Origin of the sequence: Streptomyces sp. NPDC020996, from assembly GCF_040641355.1 — a bacterium.
In the GTDB taxonomy this organism is placed as follows: domain Bacteria; phylum Actinomycetota; class Actinomycetes; order Streptomycetales; family Streptomycetaceae; genus Streptomyces.
On record NZ_JBFADM010000079.1, the window covers coordinates 1 to 19,569 of the forward strand.

The following is a 19,569-nucleotide window of genomic DNA, read 5'->3' on the forward strand; positions in this document are numbered from 1 at the left end:
GTGCGTCGCCCCGCCCCCGGCGGTCGGGCCTAGCCCGCCCCCCGCCCGGGGGGGGGGCCCCCCCCAGGGGGGCCCCCCCCGCCGTCGTACGCGCCGTACGCCTGCGTCAGTTCGCGTCCTCGCTATCGATGCCCAGGCCGGGCAGCAGGCCCGGGAGCAGCGGCGGGATGGTCACGTCGGGGCCGCTGGTGGGCGACTTGCCGGCGGACGGGGAGGCGCTGCCGCTCTCCTTGGGCGGATCGAGCAGGCCGCCGGTGTTGCCGCCGAGCAGGCCGTCGTCGGTGCCGGACGTGGACGAACCGCCGGGGCTGCTGGAGCGGCTGCCGTCGGGTGAGCGGCTGCCGGTGCTCGGCGGCGCGGACCGGCCGGAACCGGCCGTGTCGGTGGCCGACGGACCCGCGCCCCGCCGCTCGCCCGTGCGGCCGTCCCCGGCCGAGGGCTCGGGGAGCAGCGATTCCAGCGGGGCGACCTCTTCGTCTATGGCGTCGAACACCGACGACACCTGTTCGCTGACGTCGCCGAGCTGCACGGGCAGCTTGTCGCGCAGGGCGCCCCAGGCTTCGCGGTGCGAGCGGGAGAACGCGGAGAGGGCCTGGATGGGGCCCAGGGAGTCGGGGTCGCGCTGGTAGGCCTCGTGCAGCAGCCGGTGCCCTTCCGAGGCGTCGTGCTGCATGCCGGACAGGGCGCGGCGGATCTCGCCGACGGACTCGTGGTCGAGGGGGCCGGCCCGGCCGCGGTCCATCAGGCGGCGTGCCTCGTTCAGCCGGGTGGAGGCCAGGTCGAGATAGGCCTTGCCCTGCTCGTCGGCGCCCTCGGTCAGGTAGTTGACCTTGAAGTCCTCGATGCCGCGCTTGAGGCCGTAGAGCGAGTCACCGGGCAGGGCGTCGGAGCTGGCAGCGGCGACTCCGCCGAAGGCGCCCGCGGCCACTCCGACACTCAGCCCGCCCGCGGCGAGCCCCTTGGTGAGCCGCGAACGCGGTCGCAGTTTCCCCAGCGGACTCGCCCGGTGAGCGCCCCGGGCCCGGTGGGCACGCTGCCCGGGCAGCGAAGGGTCCGTCGCCTCCTCGCCGGCGCCCTCCCGCAGCATGGCCTCGAACGCGGCCACGAGCTGGGCACGCTGGACGACCTTGACCTCGGGGTCGAGCTCCGGTTTGGGCAGCGCGCCGAGGCCCGCGGCGATGGCGAGCAGCTCGCCCTGCCCGGTCCGCTCGGCGCCGGGCGGGGCCGGGGGCGATCCTTCGGACTGCTCGGCCGCCGTGTCCCGTTCGGACTGCTCCTCCAGGGCCTGGGCGAAGGCGCTCGCCCGCCGGTGCGCCGATACGTTCGCGATCACTGGCGGCACCTCCTCTCGTCATGACGGTCGACTCCCCAGGGGGTCCTGAGGGCTGCCCGCACTGGCCGCATCCACACGATCGCATGATCGGAGGCGGTCAGGGAGTCACCACAGGGAGCCTGCATCCCGCACAACGAGCGGCGCGGCACTTGGGTTACGGACTGCGGATGATCGCATCGGGGAGTCAACGGGCTTTCACTGGGCGTGAGTTGGACGTCGCTGAGGGTGGCGGCTCAGCGGGCGTCGTCCGGCAGCAGCCGGGCGAGGGTGCGCACGGCGCGGTACTGCAGGGTCTTGATGGCCCCCTCGTTCTTGCCCATCACGCGGGCGGTCTCGGCGACGGAGAGTCCCTGCAGGAAGCGGAGTGTCACGCACTCCTGCTGCTGGGGGTTGAGCCGGCGCACCGCGTCGAGGAGGGCGGCGTTGGAGAGGGACTCCAGGACGGAGTCCTCCGGGGAGCGCTCGACCTCGTTGGCGTCGAGCATCTCGCCGGTGGTGACCTCCAGGCGGAAGCGGCTGGACTTGAAGTGGTCGGCGACGAGGTTGCGGGCGATGGTGACGAGCCAGGCGCCGAAGTCGCGGCCCTGCCAGGTGAAGGTGCCGATGCGGCGCAGGGCGCGCAGAAAGGTCTCGCTGGTGAGGTCCTCGGCGGTCGCCCGGCCGCCCACCCGGTAGTAGATGTAGCGGTAGACGGTGTCGTTGTACTGGTCGTAGAGCCGGCCGAAGGCTTCGGCCTCGCCGGCCTGGGCGCGTTCGACGAGGTCCATCATCCGGGCGCTGTCGCTGTCCGCGGCCGGGCGGCGGGCGGTGGCGCCGGTCGTGCGTCCCCGTCCGCCGACGGCGGCGCTGCCGTCGGCGAGCGCGTAGCACGGGCCGACGGGGGCGCCGGCTACGGCGAGGGCGGGGACGGCGTACGCGGTGGGGACGAAGCCGCGCAACAGGTCTTGGACCGTTGCGCGCAGCGTAGCCAGGCCCGAGGCGTCAACCCCGACGTGTGGGTACACGGGACTCCCAGAGGCAGAGCTTCCATCACGTGCAGTGCGGAACCGTTCACCCGTCGTAGCGACGGAGGGGAACCGGATTGCGTCTGAGGAGAATAACGCTTCGTGCAGGCGCTGCTACACCCAGTTGCTCAAATCATCGATTACGTCGCTTCCGTAACCGTTTGACGCTCTATCGGGTGCCGCAGCGTGACCGTTTGCTGATCGAATCCGTCCATGTTCGTCGCGGTACGGGGCGTGTTCTGGCCGTGTGCAGCCAACGCGGCAGGGCGGGGCGGGTGCTGCCAGGGCCGTCCTGGGGCTGTCCCGGCGCCGGTCGCGGGCCTGTTGTGGTCCGGTCGTGGTCCGGTCGTGCGCAGGTCGTGGGCCCGTCCCGGAGGCGGTCGTACGCTTGTCCTCGGCGCTTGTCCTCGGCGCTTGTCCTCGGCGCTTGTCCTCGGCGCTTGTCCTCGGCGTCTGTCCTCGGCGCCTGTCATACGCCTGGCGTGGGCGCCTTGTCGCGGGCGTGGCGAGGCCCGGTCGCGTGGGCCCGGTCAGCTGAACCGGCGGCGTCGGTGCAGGGCGAGCGCCGCCGCCGTGCCGCCGGCCACCGCGCCCACGCCCGCCGCCGCCGGGATGCCGACCTTCGCCGCCTTGCGGCCGGTGCGGTAGTCGCGCAGCCGCCAGTCCAGTTCGCGGGCGTGCTTGCGCAACTTGCTGTCCGGGTTGATGGCGTAGGGGTGGCCGACCAGGGAGAGCATCGGGATGTCGTTGTGGGAGTCGCTGTAGGCGGCGCAGCGGGAGAGGTCCAGGCCCTCCGCGGCGGCCAGCGCGCGCACCGCCTCCGCCTTGGCGGGGCCGTGCAGCGGCTCGCCGACGAGTTTGCCGGTGTACACGCCGTCGACCGACTCGGCGACCGTGCCGAGGGCGCCGGTCAGGCCGAGGCGGCGGGCGATGACCTGGGCGATCTCGACCGGGGCCGCGGTGACCAGCCACACCTTCTGGCCGGCGTCCAGGTGGGCCTGTGCGAGGGCGCGGGTGCCCGGCCAGATGCGCTCGGCCATGTACTCGTCGTAGATCTCCTCGCCGATCGACTTCAGCTCGGCGACGCGGTGGCCCTTGACGATGGACAGCGCCGAGTCGCGGGCCTCCTGCATGTGCTCGGGGTCCTCGACCCCGGCCAGCCGGAACCAGGCCTGCTGCCAGGCGAACCTCGCCAGGTCCCGCGTCTCGAAGAACTTCCGCTTGTACAGGCCGCGGCCGAAGTGGAACAGCGCGGCGCCCTGCATGACGGTGTTGTCGAGGTCGAAGAAGGCGGCGGCCTTGTCGTCGCCGAGCACCGGGAACGTGGGTTCCTCGGGCGCCGGCACCTCCTGCGAGTGCTTGCGCGCTGCCTCCGCCGAGGCCTCGCCTGCCAACACGCTCCGCGCCGTGGCGGAGCGCCTACGGTGAGTGAGCCATCCGAGAGCGGCCATGACCGTGAGCATAGCCATTTCGTGCGCCGCTTCCCCGGCCGTGAGGTTCGAACGCCGTGAACTCTCCGCGGCCGTGTCGTTAAGACAGGCGCGACAATGGCCGGCATGACTCCCATCTTCCGGCGCAAGGCCGCTCCCGCGGAGCGGCTGGTCACCCTCATCGGCAAGCCCGGCTGCCACCTGTGCGACGACGCGCGGCTCGTCGTCGAGAAGGTCTGCGGCGATCTCGGCGTCCCCTTCGAGGAGAAGGACATCACCCAGGACCGCAAGCTGTACGACGAGTACTGGGAGCAGGTGCCCGTGGTGCTCGTCGACGGCAGGCAGCACACCTTCTGGCGGGTGGACGAAAATCGCCTCCGCAAAGAACTGACCGACTAGTACAGGCGTCCGGCGGGTGTCGCTTAGGATCGATGGTGGTCTGGTCTCGGGGGCGGGATTTCGCGAGGAGTGAGTCGGTTTTGCCCCCAGGAACAGTGCGCGTGACCCCGGTCACGTTGGCCGGGCAAATCGGACACAATCTTTGTGCACGCGTTCACAAAGACATAGCCTGCATTCGACGGGGCGGTCTGGGGACGTGTGACCGCCTACAGCCCCGCTCTACCCGCAGGAGCACCGTGGCAACTGGCCGAACACACCGACCGGCGACCCGTAGCCGAGGGATTCCCGAGGCCACCGTCGCCCGCCTTCCGCTGTACCTCCGGGCGCTGACCGCACTGTCGGAGCGCTCGGTGCCCACGGTCTCCTCCGAGGAGCTCGCGGCCGCGGCGGGCGTCAACTCCGCCAAGCTGCGCAAGGACTTCTCCTACCTCGGCTCCTACGGGACCCGGGGCGTGGGGTACGACGTGGAGTATCTCGTCTACCAGATCTCCCGTGAACTCGGTCTGACCCAGGACTGGCCGGTTGTCATCGTCGGCATCGGAAACCTCGGCGCCGCGCTGGCCAACTACGGCGGGTTCGCCTCCCGCGGCTTCCGGGTCGCCGCCCTCATCGACGCCGATCCCGCGATGGCCGGGAAGCCGGTCGCCGGGATCCCGGTGCAGCACACCGACCACCTGGAGACGATCATCCAGGACAACGGCGTCAGCATCGGCGTGATCGCGACCCCCGCCGGCGCCGCCCAGCAGGTCTGCGACCGGCTGGTGTCCGCCGGGGTGACCTCCATCCTGAACTTCGCGCCGACGGTGCTGAACGTCCCCGACGGCGTCGACGTCCGCAAGGTCGACCTCTCCATCGAGCTGCAGATCCTCGCCTTCCACGAGCAGCGCAAGGCCGGCGAGGAAGCAGCGTCCGGCGACGGCGGCGTCACCGTCGCCGCCCGCACCGAGTCCGCCGACCAGGGGCCCGACGGGGACGTCCCCGCCGTGATGCCGGCATGAGTCTCCTCGTCGTCGGACTGAGTCACCGCAGTGCCCCGGTCAGCGTCCTGGAGCGCGCCGCGCTGGCCTCGGACGCCCAGGTCAAGCTGCTGCACGACACCGTCGCCGCCGAGCCGGCCACCGAGGCCGCCGTGCTGGCCACCTGCAACCGCATCGAGCTGTACGCCGACGTGGACAAGTTCCACGCCGGTGTCGCCGAGCTGTCCACGCTGCTGGCCCGGCACAGCGGCGTCGGGCTGGAGGAGCTCACCCCCTACCTGTACGTCCACTACGAGGACCGCGCCGTTCACCACCTGTTCTCGGTGGCCTGCGGGCTGGACTCGATGGTCGTCGGCGAGGGGCAGATCCTCGGGCAGATCAAGGACTCCCTGGCCAGGGCACAGGACCTGCACACCGCCGGGAAGCTGCTGAACGACCTGTTCCAGCAGGCGCTCAGGGTCGGCAAGCGCGCCCACTCCGAGACCGGCATCGACCGCGCCGGCCAGTCGCTGGTCACCTTCGGCCTGGAGCAGCTGGCCGCGGGCGGCGAGGTGCAGCTCTGGGCGCGCGGCAAGAGAGCCCTCGTCATAGGCGCCGGTTCGATGTCGTCGCTGGCCGCGGCGACGCTCGCGCGGGCCGGGGTCGCCGAGGTCGTGGTCGCCAACCGCACCCTCGACCGCGCCGAGCGCCTCGCGCAGATCCTCACCGAGGGAGCCGACACGGGCGTGGCGGCCCGCGCGGTGCCGATGGCGTCGGTGCCGGACGAGCTGACACGTGCCGACGTCGCCGTCTCCTGTACCGGCGCCACCGGGCTCGTGCTGACGGCGGCGGCGGTCGCCGCGGCGACCGGGGCCCGGGCGCCCGAGAGCGGCCCGGCAGGTCCCACGGACCGCCGGGCCGACGTACGCGACGACGCCCCGCGCGACCTGCCGCCCACGCCGCCCACCCTCCTCGACACCGAGGAGGGCCGGCCGCTCGAGCTGTCCGCCGCGCAGACCCGCTTCTCGGTCATGGGCGAGGCCGCCGTGGCCGGCATGGACGCGGCGACCCTGGAGCAGCACGGAGCCTGGGTCGCGGGCGGCGGCGCCGACCGGCGGGAAGCCGTACGCCGCAGCCTCGAGGCCGACGCCGAGCTGATCACCGCGCTCGCCGCGACCGCCGCCGCCGTCGGCCGGATACCCGAGCGCCGCAGACCCGAGCCGGTACCCGAGCCGCCGCGGCCGGAGCCGGTGCTGTTCCTGCTGGACCTGGCGATGCCCCGGGACATCGACGCGGCCGTGCACCGGCTGAGCGGGGTGCGCCTGGTGGACATCGAGTCGCTCGCCGAGGCCTCGGCCGACGCGCCGATGGCCGCCGACGTCGACCAGGTCCGCCGTATCGTCGCCGACGAGGTCGCCGCCTTCGGCGCGGCGCAGCGGGCCGCGCACATCACGCCCACCGTGGTCGCCCTGCGCACCATGGCCGCCGACGTCGTCGCGGGCGAGATCGCCCGGCTCGAGGGGCGGCTGCCCGGCCTGGACGCCAAGCACCGCGCCGAGATCACCCAGACGGTCAAGCGCGTCGTCGACAAGTTGCTGCACGCGCCGACCGTACGGGTCAAGCAGCTCGCGGCCGAGCCCGGCGGCGCCGGGTACGCGGACGCGCTGCGCACCCTCTTCGACCTCGACCAGGAGACGGTGGCCGCCGTCTCCCGCGCCGACGGCTCCGACACCTCCGAAAAGAACAGCAAGAACCGAGGGCCGGCATGAAAGACAAGGCACTGAGGCTCGGGACGCGGCGAAGCAAGCTCGCCATGGCCCAGTCCGGGCAGGTGGCGGACGCCGTGAGCCAGGTGACCGGACGGCCCGTGGAACTCGTCGAGATCACCACCTACGGCGACACCTCCCGCGAGCACCTCGCGCAGATCGGCGGCACGGGTGTGTTCGTGGCCACCCTGCGGGAGGCGCTGCTGCGCGGCGAGGTCGACTTCGCGGTTCATTCGCTCAAGGACCTGCCGACCGCGCAGCCCGCGGACCTGGTCCTGGCCGCGATACCCGTGCGCGAGGACCCGAGGGACGTCATCGTCGCCCGGGACGCGCTGAAGTTCACCGACCTGCCCCGCGGGGCGCGCATCGGCACCGGCTCCCCGCGCCGGATGGCCCAGCTGAACGCGTACGCGCGCAGCCACGGGCTGGACATCGAGATACGTCCGATCCGGGGCAACGTCGACACGCGGATCGGATACGTGCGCGACGGCGAGCTCGATGCCGTCGTACTGGCCGCCGCCGGGCTGAACCGGCTCGGCCGCCTCGACGAGGTGACCGACTTCCTGTCGGTCGACACGATTCTGCCGGCCCCCGGCCAGGGGGCCCTGGCGGTCGAATGCGCCGCGGACCGCGCGGAGCTGATCGCCGCGCTCGGCGAGCTCGACGACCCGTTCACGCGGGCCGCCGTGACGGCCGAGCGTGCACTGCTCGCCGCCCTGGAGGCCGGCTGCAGCGCCCCTGTGGGCGCGCTGGCCGACTTGCTGTCCGACGGGCAGACAGATAAGGAAATGCGCCTGCGCGGCGTCGTCGGCACGACCGACGGCACGAGCATGGTGCAGCTGTCCACCACCGGTCCCGTGCCCGAGACGCACGACCGGGCAACGGAGCTCGGCCGCGCACTCGCCGCCGAGATGCTTGCCCAGGGCGCGGCCGGTCTGATGGGGGAGCGAGCACAGTGAGCCCCACCACCCTTCCCGCCGGCCTCGTACACGGGCACGTCACCTTCCTGGGTGCCGGACCCGGAGATCCGGGACTGTTGACTCTGCGCGCCGTCGAGGCGCTGGCGAACGCGGACGTTCTGGTCGCCGAGCACGACGTGCTCGACGTGGTGCGCAAGCACGCCAGGCAAGGCGTCGCCGAAGTGCACACCGACCCGGACTCCTCGTCGGATCCGGTGCCGGGCACGGGCGCACCTCAGCTGGCGGTCGTTGACGGCACGTCAACAACCGCTGGTGTCCCCGTGGTAAGGGATGCCGCACATCTTGTCATGGAGGCCGCGCGGGGCGGCAGGCGGGTCGTGCGTGCGGTGTCCGGGGACCCGGGACTCGATACGTACGCCGCCGCCGAAATGCTCGCCTGCGCCGCCGCCGGTGTTCCCTTCGAGGTCGTGCCGGGTGTCGCCACGGCCGTCGGCGTGCCCGCGTACGCCGGTGTCCCGCTGCGGGACGCGCAGGGGGCGGACGTGCGGTTCGTGGACGCCCGCACGGCGTCGGACCGGTGCTGGACGGAGGTGGGCGCCTCGGACGGGACGGTGGTCGTCTCCACCACGCTCGACTCCGTCGCCGCCGCCGCGGGCGAACTGGTGTCCGCCGGCCGCAAGCCCGACACCCCCCTGACGGTCACGGTCGCCGGCACGACCACGCGCCAGCGCACCTGGACCGCCACCCTCGGCACGATCGCGCAGACGCTGAAGCAGGCCAAGGTGCTGCCCTCGCCGGAGGGCGGCCGGCCGGTGATAGCCGTGGTCGGTGAGCGTTCCTCCGCCGCCCAGCGCGACCAGTTGTCGTGGTTCGAGTCCAAGCCGCTGTTCGGCTGGCGGGTGCTCGTGCCGCGGACCAAGGAGCAGGCGGCGTCGCTCTCCGACCAGCTGCGCTCCTACGGGGCCGTGCCGCACGAGGTCCCGACCATCGCCGTCGAGCCGCCGCGCACGCCCCAGCAGATGGAACGTGCCGTCAAGGGCCTGGTGACCGGCCGCTACGAGTGGATCGCGTTCACGTCGGTCAACGCGGTCAAGGCGGTGCGGGAGAAGTTCGAGGAGTACGGCCTCGACGCGCGTGCCTTCGCGGGCATCAAGGTCGCGGCGGTGGGCGAGCAGACCGCGAAGGCGCTGATCGCCTTCGGCGTGAAGCCGGACCTGGTGCCGAGCGGCGAGCAGTCGGCCGCGGGTCTGCTGGAGGACTGGCCGCCGTACGACCCCGTCTTCGACCCGATCGACCGCGTCTTCCTGCCGCGCGCCGACATCGCCACGGAGACCCTCGTCGCCGGGCTGATCGAGCTGGGCTGGGAGGTCGACGACGTCACCGCCTACCGGACGGTGCGGGCGTCGCCGCCGCCGGCCGAGACGCGGGAGGCGATCAAGGGGGGCGGGTTCGACGCCGTTCTCTTCACGTCGTCCTCGACCGTGCGGAACCTGGTCGGCATCGCCGGCAAGCCGCACAACGTCACGGTGATCGCGTGCATCGGTCCGGCGACGGCCAAGACCGCCGAGGAGCACGGCCTGCGGGTCGACGTCATGGCCCCGGAGCCGTCCGTGCACAAGCTGGCGGAGGCCCTGGCCGACTTCGGCAGGCGCCGCCGCGCGGCGGCCCTGGAGGCCGGCGACCCGGTCACCCGGCCGAGCGAGCGGCGACCGGGGGCGCGGAGGCGCCGGTCTACGACCTGAGCCGGTCGCCGGCCCGGCGAGGTGGCCGACGGGAGTCCAGCGAGGCGGAGCGTTTCTGCAGGAACGCTTCGCCTCACCGTCGTTGATCACCGGCCCGGCCTGTGCGAACCCCGAGCCCACGGGCCAGCCGGTTTTCCTGACAGGCCGCTGCTGCCGCCCCGGCCTGCGGGTCAGGCGCCGGGGGTGGCCGACTCGTACGGGGCCGGACGTGACCGCCGACGATCACTGTGTTCAGGCGGATTCCAGCAGATCGACCACGGAGAGTCCGGTTTCACCGTTGACGAGCCGGAGGGCGACCTCGGCCCGGGCAGCGAGGTCCAGAGGGGTGAGGTCCTCGGCGTACGCGGCGTGCACGATGCGGTCCAGTCCCGCGCCCACCAGCGGCGCGGCAGTGCGCAGCGACGCCTCCAGCGCCACGCCTTGGGTGGCACCGCCGTGCAGGATGATGTTCCGGGTGCGGTACAGGCGCCGCAGCGCGATCCGAAAGGCTCCCGCGACGTCGTTCAGAACTGGTCGGGGGTCTCGCACCAGGTCGGCCATGCGCTGGGCAGCGGGGTTGTCGGAGTACTTGGTGGGCGTCCGGGTGAAGTCCAGTGCCCCGGCTCCTGTGGTGCGCAATGCCTCGGCGACCAGCCTGGCGCGTTCCCGATTCGTGGTGCAGGCCGCGATCGCACGGGTGAGGTCATCTGCTTCCCGGGGCTTGTGCCGGTGCGCGAGGGCGGTGAGCTCGGCGCGGGGCCAGGAGCAGGCGATGATGGCCGCCATCCGGTCGGCTGCCACCGCTTTGCCCGAGCGCTCGTTCTCTCTTGGATCGTCCGGATGCGAAAGCAGCGATTCCACAGCGGCCCAGGCGCCGGCGACAGCCGGAGCCATCGGACCACGGTTGACGCGGCCGCGAGTTCCAGGGCATCGTCGATCCGGCTGCGCTGGCTTGTGATGCGGTAGAGGTGTCCCTCGTTGACCAGCGTCAGGACATCCGCGCCCCGAGCCGGGGGTTCGAGCGGGACGGGCTGGGATCGGCCCGCGACCCAGAGGGACGGGAGGGGCTTCACACCGCCCCGGTCCTTGCGCAGGAACTGGGCGCGCGCGGTCATACGTTCCACCAGTTGCCGTGCCTGCTCGGCGGCGCTGAAGGGGTCGCGGGCCTGGACCTGGTAGACGAATCCGCCTCCGGGGCGGACACCCGATGTGTCGTGGCCGTGCTCGCGCAGCCAGCTCACGACCTTGCCTTTGCCCAGCCAGTTGTCCAGCGGCTCTGCCAGCTCCCGCCGTGGCACCTTCTCCAGCACCACCAGCACCTCGAACATGCCGGCCGGGGTCCTGGCGAGTTCTGCGGCACTGTCTGCGATGTCTGCCGTGGTTGCGCGTGCCTGATAAAGAGCGTTCGCCCATGCCTTCAGATGGCCGGCGCTGTATCCCAGGTCCAGGAGGTGAGAGGCGACGGTGCGGGAGTACCGCTCCGGCTTGACGCGCCCTTCGACGGGAACCTTCACGGCGGCTGCCCAGCGTTCCAGGTAGCCGGCCCGCACGTGGCCGATGATCTCCTTGAGGCGGCGGCGGGCGGGGCTCGGATCGGTTAGTGGCTTTTTCAGCAGGTCGGTGAGTTCCTTGCGCAACTCCCTGTCACCAAGGCCTCGATCGGGACCGATCAAGGCGCTGAGCTCATTGCGCTGCCAGTCACAGGCGGTCTGTGAGAGCACCCCGTGGGCCTGCCAGTAGCCGGCCTCCCACAGTTCTTCCAGTGCCAGTACGGATCCCATGTCCCACAGCCGACGCGCCCATGGTGTGCCTTCGTCGGTGAAGTAGTCCGCCATCCGGGCTAATACGTGCCGGGCGTAGGGTTCCGAAACAGGGGGTGATGCCATCGCAGCACCCTAGCCGATCACCACACTTGTCCTGCTCGTCCAGGAAAGGCCGTGCTATATTGGCAGCAGACTTAAAGGGGCACTCGCCGTTCTACGGCCACTGCCCCTTTCTTCTTTGCTCGGCGACTTCCGGTGGAACTCGGGCCGGGACGGCGGGCCGGGTCCGGAAAGCTTCGGAGATCCGGCCGGGACGTACGGCGCCGGGAGAGCTCTGGTCCACTTCGGCATGTGCACGGCGGTGCCGGTGGCCGGCGAAACGGTCGGCAGGCCTCGTGCTCCGACAGGCGACGTTCGCTCTGTCGCGATGCCCGGCACCATACGCAGATGTGGCCCGCACCCGTGCGCTGTGCAGGCCACATGCGTTCGTTCGGTCAGTGCCCAGAGGCGTACGGCAGGAAGGTCGCCCAAGTGGTGGGGGTGAGGACGAGGCGGGGGCCGTTCGGGATTTTGGAGTCCCGCACATGGATGGTTGCCGGAGTTGTGGCGACGGCAGCACTGTTGCATCACTGCCCACCACCGACCCGACGAGCCGCCCGGTCCGCTCCGTGCGGGATGTCGTTCCGGCCGACCTGTGGGAGAAGCAGGTCGGGCTCCTCATGCGGGACTACCCGTACGACTCGATCATGGCAGCCCGCGTACTGGGACAGGCGTACGCGTACCTGCTGACCGCCATGGAGCATCGAGGCGAGTCGCTCGGGCTCGCGCCGAGCCCGCTCGTCGACATCGGCGGTGAACATCGGGCTGATCGCCACGGCGGCCCAGCACGAGGAACTGATGGACCGCATCGTGGAAGTCCTGTGCCCCGATCCGGACCACGAAGGACCCTGCCCCATTCCATGGGGCATGCACAGCGTCGACGGGGACTCCTTGTCCCCGCGACGGCGGAAGGCACTGCTGACGGAGATCGCGGAGACCAACGGGGACCCGGCGTAGGAGGGCCGCACCTGGGCCGACACACCGTCGGCAAAGGTGTGGTCGGGGCGGGCGTAGCGTAGGGCGTATGACGAAGTACGGTTCCTTTCCCGGTACGCGTCCCCGTCGGCTGCGCACCACCCCGGTCATGCGGCGCATGGTCGCCGAGACGCGGCTGCACCCGGCGGACTTCATCCTTCCGGCGTTCGTGCGGGAGGGCGTCAGCGAGCCCGTGCCGATCGGCTCGATGCCCGGCGTCGTGCAGCACACGCGGGACAGTCTGAAGAAGGCCGCCGCGGAGGCGGTGGCGGCCGGGATCTCCGGGATCATGCTGTTCGGCGTGCCGGAGGAGGAGAAGAAGGACGCCGTCGGCACGCCGGGGACCGACCCGGAGGGCATTCTCCAGGTCGCCATCCGGGACGTGCGGGCCGAGGTCGGCGACGACCTGCTCGTCATGTCCGACCTGTGCCTCGACGAGACCACCGACCACGGGCACTGCGGGGTGCTGGACGCGGAAGGGCGCGTCGACAACGACGCGACCCTCGAACGGTACGCCGAGATGGCCCAGGTCCAGGCCGACGCCGGCGCCCACGTCGTGGGGCCCAGCGGGATGATGGACGGCCAGATCGGCGTCATCCGCGACGCCCTGGACCAGATCGGGCGGGAGGACGTCGCGATCCTCGCCTACACCGCGAAGTACGCCTCCGCCTTCTACGGGCCCTTCCGCGAGGCCGTCGCCTCCTCCCTCCAGGGTGACCGGAAGACCTACCAGCAGGACCCGGCCAACCTGCGCGAGTCGATGCGGGAGCTGGCCCTCGACCTGGAGGAGGGCGCCGACATGGTGATGGTCAAGCCGGCCGGCCCCTACCTCGACGTCCTGGCGCGCGTCGCCGACGCGGTGGACGTGCCGGTCGCCGCGTACCAGATCTCCGGCGAGTACTCGATGATCGAGGCCGCCGCCGAGAAGGGCTGGATCGACCGCGACCGGGCCATCCTGGAGACGCTGACCGGCATCCGGCGGGCGGGCGCGCAGAACATCCTCACCTACTGGGCCACCGAGGTGGCCCAGAAGCTGCGCGCTCAGTAGGTCAGCAGGGTCAGTAGGTCAGGGCGTCGTCCATGTTCTGCTGCCAGTACGTCACCGCCAGCGTGCTGTCGTAGTACACGCCCTTGGCCGGCGGCGCGGGCGTCGCGGCGGCGCCCCCGCTGCTGTTCGGGGTGGTGGGCTGGAAGCCGACCGTGAGCCTGTGGCCGGCGGTGCCGCCGTCGCCGCTGCCGTCGGCGGCCGACAGCAGCACGCCCGCGTAGCCGGACTCGCCGGGCGCCAGGGTCGTCACCGCCTGCGGGTGGCTGGCCTCGACCGGCTGCGGCACCCACTGCATCTCGTCGAAGCGCAGCACCGGGCAGTACGTCGGCCGCAGGTCCGCGAGCCGGTGTTCTTCACCGTGATCAGCAGGTGGTTCAGCGGGCGCGGCACCGCCTGCGCCGTGACGGTGGTGTTGGAGCCGTTGCACGGCACGCGGCACGGTGGTGCTGGAGCGGATGACGGTCCGCACGGCCGGCAAGCGGTCGCCGCTCGCCTGGAACGACTGCGCGATGGGCTATCCCGGCGTCGGCTGCGGCGGCGACGTGCCGACCCGGTCCTTCACGGTGGCGCTCGACGCCGCGCGGCCCGCCGTGGTGCCCGAGGCGGGGCACCGGGACTTCCCGTTCAAGGTGAGCGGGTCCGACCCGGAGGTCTTCCCCGTCAAGGCCGACGCCTCGGCGTACGACGTGCGCTGGTACCTGGAGCTGGACTGGTCCAGCGGTTCGCGGCACGGGACGCTGGTCCTGGACGACCACGGCCGCCCGTTCCACACCAGCGGCAGCAACGGCCGCCCGGCCTACGGGTTCCCGCTCGGCGGCTCGCAGTGGGTCGCGGAGGGGACGACGGACGTTTCCCGGTAGGACTTGGTCGGGTTCGTTCGCCACATCCTGGCGTGCGGCGAACGACGGCCACCGTGCGCGGGGCCCGTCACCTTCGATACCGCTGCGCCACTGCCGTGAAGGCGGCCTTGGGTTCCCATTCCATGTCGGGGTAGGTCCGGCCCCGGCGCCCTTCGAGCAGTTTGACGATGCCCAGGCCGGCCCGGTCCAAGTCGTCCCTGGGATCGCCGTCCGGGCGATGCGGGTAGCCGGGCAGAGCGAACAGGAACACGAACGCGCTGTCCACGCCCTCGGTCTCGAAGATCTCCAGCAGTTCGCTCAGATACGCCGCCTGGCCGGCCTCGTCACGCTCGTATATGCCGTTCAGCCGTAGTGGGGCCTTGGTCTCGGGGTGATGATCGACCACTTCCAGCACCCGCCCACCGCGGTCTCCCGCGCCGCGGTAGGCCGCGGTGCCGAAGCCGGTGACAGCGAGCGGCTTCGGGCCTCGGGCCAGGGTGCGCACCGCGTCCCGGAACCGGTCGGCGACCTCGGCGGAGCGGATCAGCTCGAACGTCGCGATGTCGAAGGGAGTCCAGTCGACCTGCTCGAACTGGATGGACGCGTAGGTGAGCCTGCCCTGGAAGCACTCGCGGACCGTGGCCGCGGCCTCGCGGAGGAACTGGTTGATGCGCACGCCGAGTTCGCGCATCGCTTCGGCCCGCCGCTCGGGTTGGCTCATCAGCTGCTCGACCCGCTCCTCGGGGCTCTCCCCGGACAGGAAGCCGCGGTTCATCACGCTCAGCTCGACCCCTGCGACGAACACGACCGTGGCCCCCTGCCGCCGGAGCCGTTCCGCTCGCTCGGCGCAGTCGCGGAAGAGGGTGAGGATGTGCTCCGGATCCAGCTCCAGCGGGTAGGGCGAGAACCACACCTCCAGGCCGAGCTCGGCGGCGGCACCGGCGGCCAGCTCCAGTCGGCCGGGGTCGCCGCCGATGATCTGGACCGCGTTGCAGTGCAGGTCATCGCGGATGATGGCGAGCTCGCGCCGGACCACCGCGGGGTCGAAGTCCTCGCGGGATACCTGGCCGTGCACGACGAATCCGGTGTCGTACGTCATTCCTCTTGCTCGCATGGCGACGTCCCCTCAGTCGGTCTCGGTCGGGTCGAGGCTGACAGGGAAATTGCGTGTGCGCAAGTTTGCGTGCACGCAATTTTGCGCGTGCGCAGTCCTGTGTGGAACGCTGACACCGTGACGACACCACCACCAGGGCTGCGGGAGCGGAAGAAGCAGGCCACGCGCGAGGCGCTGCGCGAGGCGGCCCTGCGCTTGGCCATGGAGCGCGGGCCGGACCAGGTGCGGGTCGAGGACATCGCCGAGGCGGCCGGGGTCTCGCCGCGCACCTACAACAACTACTTCGCCAGCCGCGAGCAGGCGATCGTCTCCGCTGTCACCGCGGACCGGGAGGCGCGGATCGCGGCGGCGGTCGCGGCCCGGCCCGCAGGAGTGCGCCTGGCTGACGCCGTCACCGAAGCAGTGGTCGAGCAGTACACGAACACCGGCGAGCGCGAACACGAGGCGCTGTTGCTGATCACCACCCGGGCCGCGCTGCGCGACGCGTTCCTCGACACCGCCGCCGGCATCGAGCGCCCTCTCGCGGAGGTGATCGCCGAACGCCTGGACGACGCCGAAGTGCACACAGCCCGCGTCCTCGCGGCCAGCGTGGCCGCGGCAGTTCGCATCGCGCTGGAAGGCTGGCTCCGGCCGGCCGGGAACGCGGAGGCCGCCGAGAGTTTCGCCGCCGGGGGACTGGTCGTGCCCTCCGGCTCGCTGCCCGACCGGCTCCGCGTGGCGCTGGCCCCGCTCGCGCCCGCGTTCGACGCCGCCGAGCAGCACAACCAGGCCGGCCCGACGGGGGCATCCGTTGAACGAGCAGTGGATGCTCCTGCACTCCCATGCACGTCGTAGGCAGATATCGGGCACCGAAAAGTCGTCTTCGGAGTTAGGTTGTTGACGGTCTGTCGTTTTCTGTCTAACCGCTGCCTCGATCTGTCAGGGAGACTCCCGTGCCCGGTGACGCCCTCAGTCAAGACCCCGCCGAGCTGAGAAGGAGGATCGACACCACCAAGGCGCACCCCGCCCGCGTCTACGACGTCTTCCTCGGCGGCAAGGACAACTACCCCGTCGACCGGGCCGCGGCCGCCGCCGCGCTCGCCGCCAACCCGCGCGGCTACCTCGACGTGCGGCACAACCGCGACTTCCTGCGCCGCGCCGTCACCACGCTGGCCAGGGAGGACGGCATCCGCCAGTTCCTCGACATCGGCACCGGCCTGCCCACCGCGGAGAACGTCCACCAGATCACCCAGCGGATCATCCCCGACTCCCGCGTGGTCTACGTCGACAACGACCCGGTGGTGCTGGCGCACGCGCGCGCCCTGCTCACCTCCGGGCCGGAGGGGCGCACCGACTACATCGACGCCGACTTCAAGAACCCCGCGCAGATCCTCGAACAGGCCGCCAAGATCCTGGACTTCGACGAGCCGGTCGCGCTCTGCCTGGTCGCCATCCTGCACTTCGTCGAGGACGAGGAGGCGTACCCGATCGTGCGCGGCCTCCTCGACGCGCTGCCGTCCGGCAGCCGCCTGGTCCTCAGCCACCTCACCGAGGACCTCAACCCCGAGAACATCCGCGCCGTCCAACGCACCTACACCGAGCGGGGCTTCACCTTCGTCCTGCGGACCAGGGCGGAGGTCGAGCGCTTCCTCACCGACAACTCCCTGGTGCCCGCCGAGCCCGGCGTGGTCCCGGTCCACCGCTGGCGCCCCGACGGCGCCGCCCCGGTGCCCGAACAGCCGGATGCCGCCCACCTGGAGACCCTCGACGCCATCGAGAGGGTCCGGTACGCCGACATCAACGACGTCACGGACGCCGACATCAACGTCTACGCGGCCGTCGGCAACAAGCTGTGACCACCCGGGCGGGCAGCGGCGTACGGCCGTCCGCATCCCGGAAAGCCGCTTGTAGGTTGCACGTACTTCCCTAGGCTGCGGCGGGAGACGACGTCGCCGCAGCCGAAGGAGCCGTGTCATGACCGTCACCGAGCCTGTGCCAGCCTCCGCTCCAGCTCCCGCCCCTGCCTTCGCTCCCGTGCCGCCGCTCGCGGCACGGGTCCGTACGGTCGGCGGCTCGCCGGTACGGGACATCCTCGCCGTCACCGCCCGCCCCGAGGTCGTCAACTTCGCGGGCGGGCTGCCGGCTCCGGAACTGTTCGACGCCGACGGGGTCGCGGCCGCCTTCCGGGCCGTCCTCGCCGAGGCGCCCGAACGGGCGCTGCAGTACTCCACGACGGAGGGCGAGCCCGCGCTGCGGGCCGCGCTCGCCGCCCGCACCGGCGCCCGCGGCCTCGCCACCGACGCCGACGACATCCTCGTCACCACCGGCTCCCAGCAGGCACTCTCCCTCCTCGCCACCGCCCTGCTCGAACCCGGCGACACCGTCCTCGTCGAGGACCCGTGCTATCTGGCGGCCCTCCAGGCCTTCGGCCTCGCGGGCGCGCGCGTCGTGGCCGTGCCGACGGACGCCGACGGCGTCGACCCCGAGGCGCTGGAGGCGCTGGTGGTGAGCGAGCGGCCGAAGCTCTTCTACACCGTGCCCACCTTCCAGAACCCGACCGGCCGCACCATGCCCGCCGGCCGCCGGGCCGCCGTCGCCGCGGTGGCCGCCCGCCGGGGGCTGTGGATCGTCGAGGACGACCCCTACGGCGAACTCCGCTTCGAGGGCGAGCGGGTGCCCTGGATCGCCTCCTTCGACGACGCCCGCGACCGGACCGTGCTGCTCGGCTCCTTCTCCAAGGTCATGGCGCCCGGCCTGCGGCTGGGCTGGCTGCGGGCGCCCGCCGCGCTGCGCCGGGCCTGCGCGATCGCCAAGCAGGCCGCGGACCTGCACACCCCGACCGTCAACCAGCTCGCCGCGGCCCGGTACCTGGCCGACCGGGACCTGGACGGGCACGTCGTCCGGGTGGCCGGGGCCTACCGCGAGCGCCGCGACGCGATGCTCGCCGGGCTGGCCGACGCCCTTCCCGACGGTTCCACGTGGAACCGGCCCGCCGGCGGCATGTTCCTGTGGGCCCGGCTGCCGGAGGAGTACGACACCACGGCCCTGCTGCCGGACGTGGTGCGGCACGACGTGGCGTACGTGCCCGGCGCGCCCTTCCACGCGGGCCCGCCGGACACCTCGACGATGCGCCTGTGCTTCGTCACGCACACGCCGGAGGAGATCACGGAGGGGCTGCGCAGGCTGGGCAGGGCGCTCGGAGGCAACACCCTCGGCTGAGCCCGCTCAGTCCCACCAGAACGACCACATCCGCTGGTCCCGGACCGCGTGTTCGGCGTACGCGCGCACCGTCTCGTGGTGTCCCTGGACGATGCTGTCCGGGCAGAACGCGAAGTGCTCGGCGGCCACCGCCTCGGCCTCGGCCCGGGTGGTGGGCGGCGCCGCGACCGACAGCACGAGCTGGTCGTAGGTGAGCGCGACGACGCGGACGCCGAAGCGGTCCTCCCAGGAGCGCAGTACCGCGCAGAGCACGGCCGTGTCGTCTTCGTGGTTCACCGGAGCGGGCCAGCCGAGGGCCGCCGGTATGTCGGCGGAGCGGCGGGCCGGGACCAGCGCGAGGCGGGGGTCCTCGAACCAGGAGCCGTCGCTCAGGAGGCGGTCGGCGATCTCGGCCGCCCGGACGTCGGGGTCGGCGGACAGGGTCCGCTCGGGGGCGAGGCCGGGCCAGTCCGGGCCGAAGGGGGCGAGCGTTTCCTCCAGGTCCGCGTCGTCCTCCTCGGCGCCGGACGTGTCCGCCACGTAGTCCTCCCAGAACCCGGCCAGCACCTCGTCGGCGTCGTGATCACCGGGGTAGGACATCTTCCCGGGCCGCAACTCCCACTGGTCCGGGCCGCCCACCTGGTCGCCCACGTCCACGAGCACCGGCAGCAGCCCCAGCCGGGAGGCGGGCGCGGCGAGCCGCGCCCAGTTGCCGGAGGACGCCGAGCGCCCGGCGTGCCACAGCAGCGGCTCGTGCCACGTGCCCTCGTCGGTGGCGTCGATCAGTCTCCCGGGCGGGAGTTCCAGCCCGAGCGCACGCCCGCTCGGGTCGGTAGCCAGCCTGGGAAGCGGGTTGGGAAGGGTAGCCATGCCAGTGACTGTAGGGGCAGCCACTGACACAGGGGCGGCTACTGACATCAGGGGCTGCCACAGACATACGGGCTGCCACAGACATACGGGCTGCCACAGACGTCGGCGCTCCGCACGCCGCACCCCCGGTCGTACGGCGGGGTGCCGCGGGCGGA

At 72.0% G+C, this 19,569-nt stretch carries 17 protein-coding genes and 4 pseudogenes; 12 read left to right on the plus strand and 9 right to left on the minus strand.

Annotation, left to right across the window (positions count from 1 at the left end; translation table 11 throughout):
* Positions 1-106: 106 nt before the first annotated feature.
* From AB0G63_RS34720 to AB0G63_RS34730, 3 genes are all read right to left on the minus strand, one after another.
* A complete protein-coding gene (locus AB0G63_RS34720) occupies positions 107-1,333 on the minus strand; it encodes a DUF5667 domain-containing protein (RefSeq protein ID WP_360758654.1) in 1,227 nt (408 codons plus the stop codon).
* A 233-nt stretch (positions 1,334-1,566) separates the two neighbouring features.
* Positions 1,567-2,337 carry an ECF subfamily RNA polymerase sigma factor, BldN family gene (locus AB0G63_RS34725; protein WP_360758656.1) on the minus strand — a complete coding sequence of 257 codons (771 nt, stop codon included), beginning with the start codon at positions 2,335-2,337 and terminating at the stop codon, positions 1,567-1,569.
* 530 nt (positions 2,338-2,867) lie between these two features.
* Positions 2,868-3,788: an HAD-IB family hydrolase gene (locus tag AB0G63_RS34730; protein ID WP_360758658.1), complete on the minus strand. Its 921-nt coding sequence runs from the start codon at positions 3,786-3,788 to the stop codon at positions 2,868-2,870.
* 96 nt (positions 3,789-3,884) lie between these two features.
* Between AB0G63_RS34730 and AB0G63_RS34735 the strand changes: the two genes are divergently transcribed.
* The 5 genes from AB0G63_RS34735 (at position 3,885) to AB0G63_RS34755 (ending at position 9,550) form a co-directional block, all read left to right on the plus strand.
* Positions 3,885-4,166: a glutaredoxin family protein gene (locus tag AB0G63_RS34735; RefSeq protein WP_351899798.1), complete on the plus strand. Its 282-nt coding sequence runs from the start codon at positions 3,885-3,887 to the stop codon at positions 4,164-4,166.
* A 236-nt stretch (positions 4,167-4,402) separates the two neighbouring features.
* Entirely contained in the window at positions 4,403-5,164 is a 762-nt protein-coding gene (locus AB0G63_RS34740; protein ID WP_360758660.1) for a redox-sensing transcriptional repressor Rex, read from the plus strand.
* Positions 5,161-6,891: a glutamyl-tRNA reductase gene (locus AB0G63_RS34745; protein ID WP_360758662.1), complete on the plus strand. Its 1,731-nt coding sequence runs from the start codon at positions 5,161-5,163 to the stop codon at positions 6,889-6,891. The genes AB0G63_RS34740 and AB0G63_RS34745 overlap by 4 nt, the downstream gene beginning before the upstream one ends.
* The gene (gene hemC / locus AB0G63_RS34750; RefSeq protein ID WP_360758664.1) at positions 6,888-7,847 is read left to right on the plus strand and encodes a hydroxymethylbilane synthase; all 960 of its coding nucleotides are present in this window, start codon (positions 6,888-6,890) and stop codon (positions 7,845-7,847) included. Before AB0G63_RS34745 ends, hemC begins: the two co-directional genes overlap by 4 nt.
* On the plus strand, positions 7,844-9,550 hold the full coding sequence (locus AB0G63_RS34755) for a uroporphyrinogen-III synthase (RefSeq protein ID WP_360758666.1): 1,707 nt from the start codon (positions 7,844-7,846) through the stop codon (positions 9,548-9,550). The genes hemC and AB0G63_RS34755 overlap by 4 nt, the downstream gene beginning before the upstream one ends.
* Before the next feature lie 231 nt (positions 9,551-9,781).
* Here the strand turns inward: AB0G63_RS34755 and AB0G63_RS34760 are convergent, their stop codons facing one another.
* From AB0G63_RS34760 to AB0G63_RS34770, 3 genes and pseudogenes are all read right to left on the minus strand, one after another.
* Positions 9,782-10,090: a hypothetical protein gene (locus tag AB0G63_RS34760; protein WP_360758668.1), complete on the minus strand. Its 309-nt coding sequence runs from the start codon at positions 10,088-10,090 to the stop codon at positions 9,782-9,784.
* Positions 10,054-11,364, minus strand: a complete 1,311-nt coding sequence (locus tag AB0G63_RS34765) for a hypothetical protein (RefSeq protein WP_360758670.1) — start codon at positions 11,362-11,364, stop codon at positions 10,054-10,056. Before AB0G63_RS34765 ends, AB0G63_RS34760 begins: the two co-directional genes overlap by 37 nt.
* Before the next feature lie 422 nt (positions 11,365-11,786).
* Positions 11,787-11,903 (minus strand): annotated as a pseudogene (locus AB0G63_RS34770) (DUF397 domain-containing protein); the annotation flags it as partial.
* Between the two features lie 57 nt (positions 11,904-11,960).
* Between AB0G63_RS34770 and AB0G63_RS34775 the strand changes: the two are divergent.
* The 3 genes and pseudogenes from AB0G63_RS34775 to hemB form a co-directional block, all read left to right on the plus strand.
* Positions 11,961-12,143 (plus strand): annotated as a pseudogene (locus AB0G63_RS34775) (hypothetical protein); the annotation flags it as partial.
* 1 nt (position 12,144) lies between these two features.
* Positions 12,145-12,348 (plus strand): hypothetical protein, encoded by a 204-nt coding sequence (locus AB0G63_RS34780; RefSeq protein WP_360758710.1) that lies wholly within the window; start codon positions 12,145-12,147, stop codon positions 12,346-12,348.
* Between the two features lie 67 nt (positions 12,349-12,415).
* Positions 12,416-13,414, plus strand: a complete 999-nt coding sequence (hemB, locus tag AB0G63_RS34785) for a porphobilinogen synthase (RefSeq protein WP_360758672.1) — start codon at positions 12,416-12,418, stop codon at positions 13,412-13,414.
* A gap of 10 nt (positions 13,415-13,424) precedes the next feature.
* On the opposite strand, the pseudogene AB0G63_RS34790 reads toward hemB, so the two are convergent.
* A pseudogene (locus AB0G63_RS34790) lies at positions 13,425-13,846 on the minus strand (DUF4232 domain-containing protein); the annotation flags it as partial.
* 5 nt (positions 13,847-13,851) lie between these two features.
* On the opposite strand from AB0G63_RS34790, the pseudogene AB0G63_RS34795 reads away from it, so the two are divergent.
* Positions 13,852-14,274 (plus strand): annotated as a pseudogene (locus AB0G63_RS34795) (transcriptional regulator); the annotation flags it as partial.
* A gap of 67 nt (positions 14,275-14,341) precedes the next feature.
* Here the strand turns inward: AB0G63_RS34795 and AB0G63_RS34800 are convergent.
* Positions 14,342-15,352, minus strand: coding sequence for a hypothetical protein (locus AB0G63_RS34800; RefSeq protein WP_360758706.1), 1,011 nt, complete (start codon positions 15,350-15,352; stop codon positions 14,342-14,344).
* A 132-nt stretch (positions 15,353-15,484) separates the two neighbouring features.
* Here AB0G63_RS34800 and AB0G63_RS34805 point away from each other — a divergent pair, with 132 nt between their 5' ends.
* The 3 genes from AB0G63_RS34805 to AB0G63_RS34815 all read left to right on the plus strand — a co-directional run bounded on the left by AB0G63_RS34805 (position 15,485) and on the right by AB0G63_RS34815 (position 18,565).
* Positions 15,485-16,201 (plus strand): TetR/AcrR family transcriptional regulator, encoded by a 717-nt coding sequence (locus AB0G63_RS34805; protein ID WP_360758674.1) that lies wholly within the window; start codon positions 15,485-15,487, stop codon positions 16,199-16,201.
* Between the two features lie 98 nt (positions 16,202-16,299).
* The gene (locus AB0G63_RS34810) at positions 16,300-17,202 is read left to right on the plus strand and encodes an SAM-dependent methyltransferase (protein WP_360758675.1); all 903 of its coding nucleotides are present in this window, start codon (positions 16,300-16,302) and stop codon (positions 17,200-17,202) included.
* Between the two features lie 118 nt (positions 17,203-17,320).
* The gene (locus AB0G63_RS34815; RefSeq protein WP_360758677.1) at positions 17,321-18,565 is read left to right on the plus strand and encodes a PLP-dependent aminotransferase family protein; all 1,245 of its coding nucleotides are present in this window, start codon (positions 17,321-17,323) and stop codon (positions 18,563-18,565) included.
* A gap of 6 nt (positions 18,566-18,571) precedes the next feature.
* Here the strand turns inward: AB0G63_RS34815 and AB0G63_RS34820 are convergent, their stop codons facing one another.
* On the minus strand, positions 18,572-19,414 hold the full coding sequence (locus AB0G63_RS34820; RefSeq protein ID WP_360758679.1) for a DUF4253 domain-containing protein: 843 nt from the start codon (positions 19,412-19,414) through the stop codon (positions 18,572-18,574).
* Between the last annotated feature and the right edge of the window lie 155 nt (positions 19,415-19,569).

Coding starts and splice junctions, on each gene's coding strand:
- AB0G63_RS34730 (WP_360758658.1), bottom strand. CDS start 3,788: ATGGCCGCTCTCGGATGGCTCACTCACCGTAGGCGCTCCGCCACGGCG.
- AB0G63_RS34735 (WP_351899798.1), top strand. CDS start 3,885: ATGGCCGGCATGACTCCCATCTTCCGGCGCAAGGCCGCTCCCGCGGAG.
- AB0G63_RS34745 (WP_360758662.1), top strand. CDS start 5,161: ATGAGTCTCCTCGTCGTCGGACTGAGTCACCGCAGTGCCCCGGTCAGC.
- hemC (WP_360758664.1), top strand. CDS start 6,888: ATGAAAGACAAGGCACTGAGGCTCGGGACGCGGCGAAGCAAGCTCGCC.
- AB0G63_RS34760 (WP_360758668.1), bottom strand. CDS start 10,090: ATGGCCGACCTGGTGCGAGACCCCCGACCAGTTCTGAACGACGTCGCG.
- AB0G63_RS34765 (WP_360758670.1), bottom strand. CDS start 11,364: ATGGCGGACTACTTCACCGACGAAGGCACACCATGGGCGCGTCGGCTG.
- hemB (WP_360758672.1), top strand. CDS start 12,416: ATGACGAAGTACGGTTCCTTTCCCGGTACGCGTCCCCGTCGGCTGCGC.
- AB0G63_RS34800 (WP_360758706.1), bottom strand. CDS start 15,352: ATGACGTACGACACCGGATTCGTCGTGCACGGCCAGGTATCCCGCGAG.
- AB0G63_RS34815 (WP_360758677.1), top strand. CDS start 17,321: ATGACCGTCACCGAGCCTGTGCCAGCCTCCGCTCCAGCTCCCGCCCCT.
- AB0G63_RS34820 (WP_360758679.1), bottom strand. CDS start 19,414: ATGGCTACCCTTCCCAACCCGCTTCCCAGGCTGGCTACCGACCCGAGC.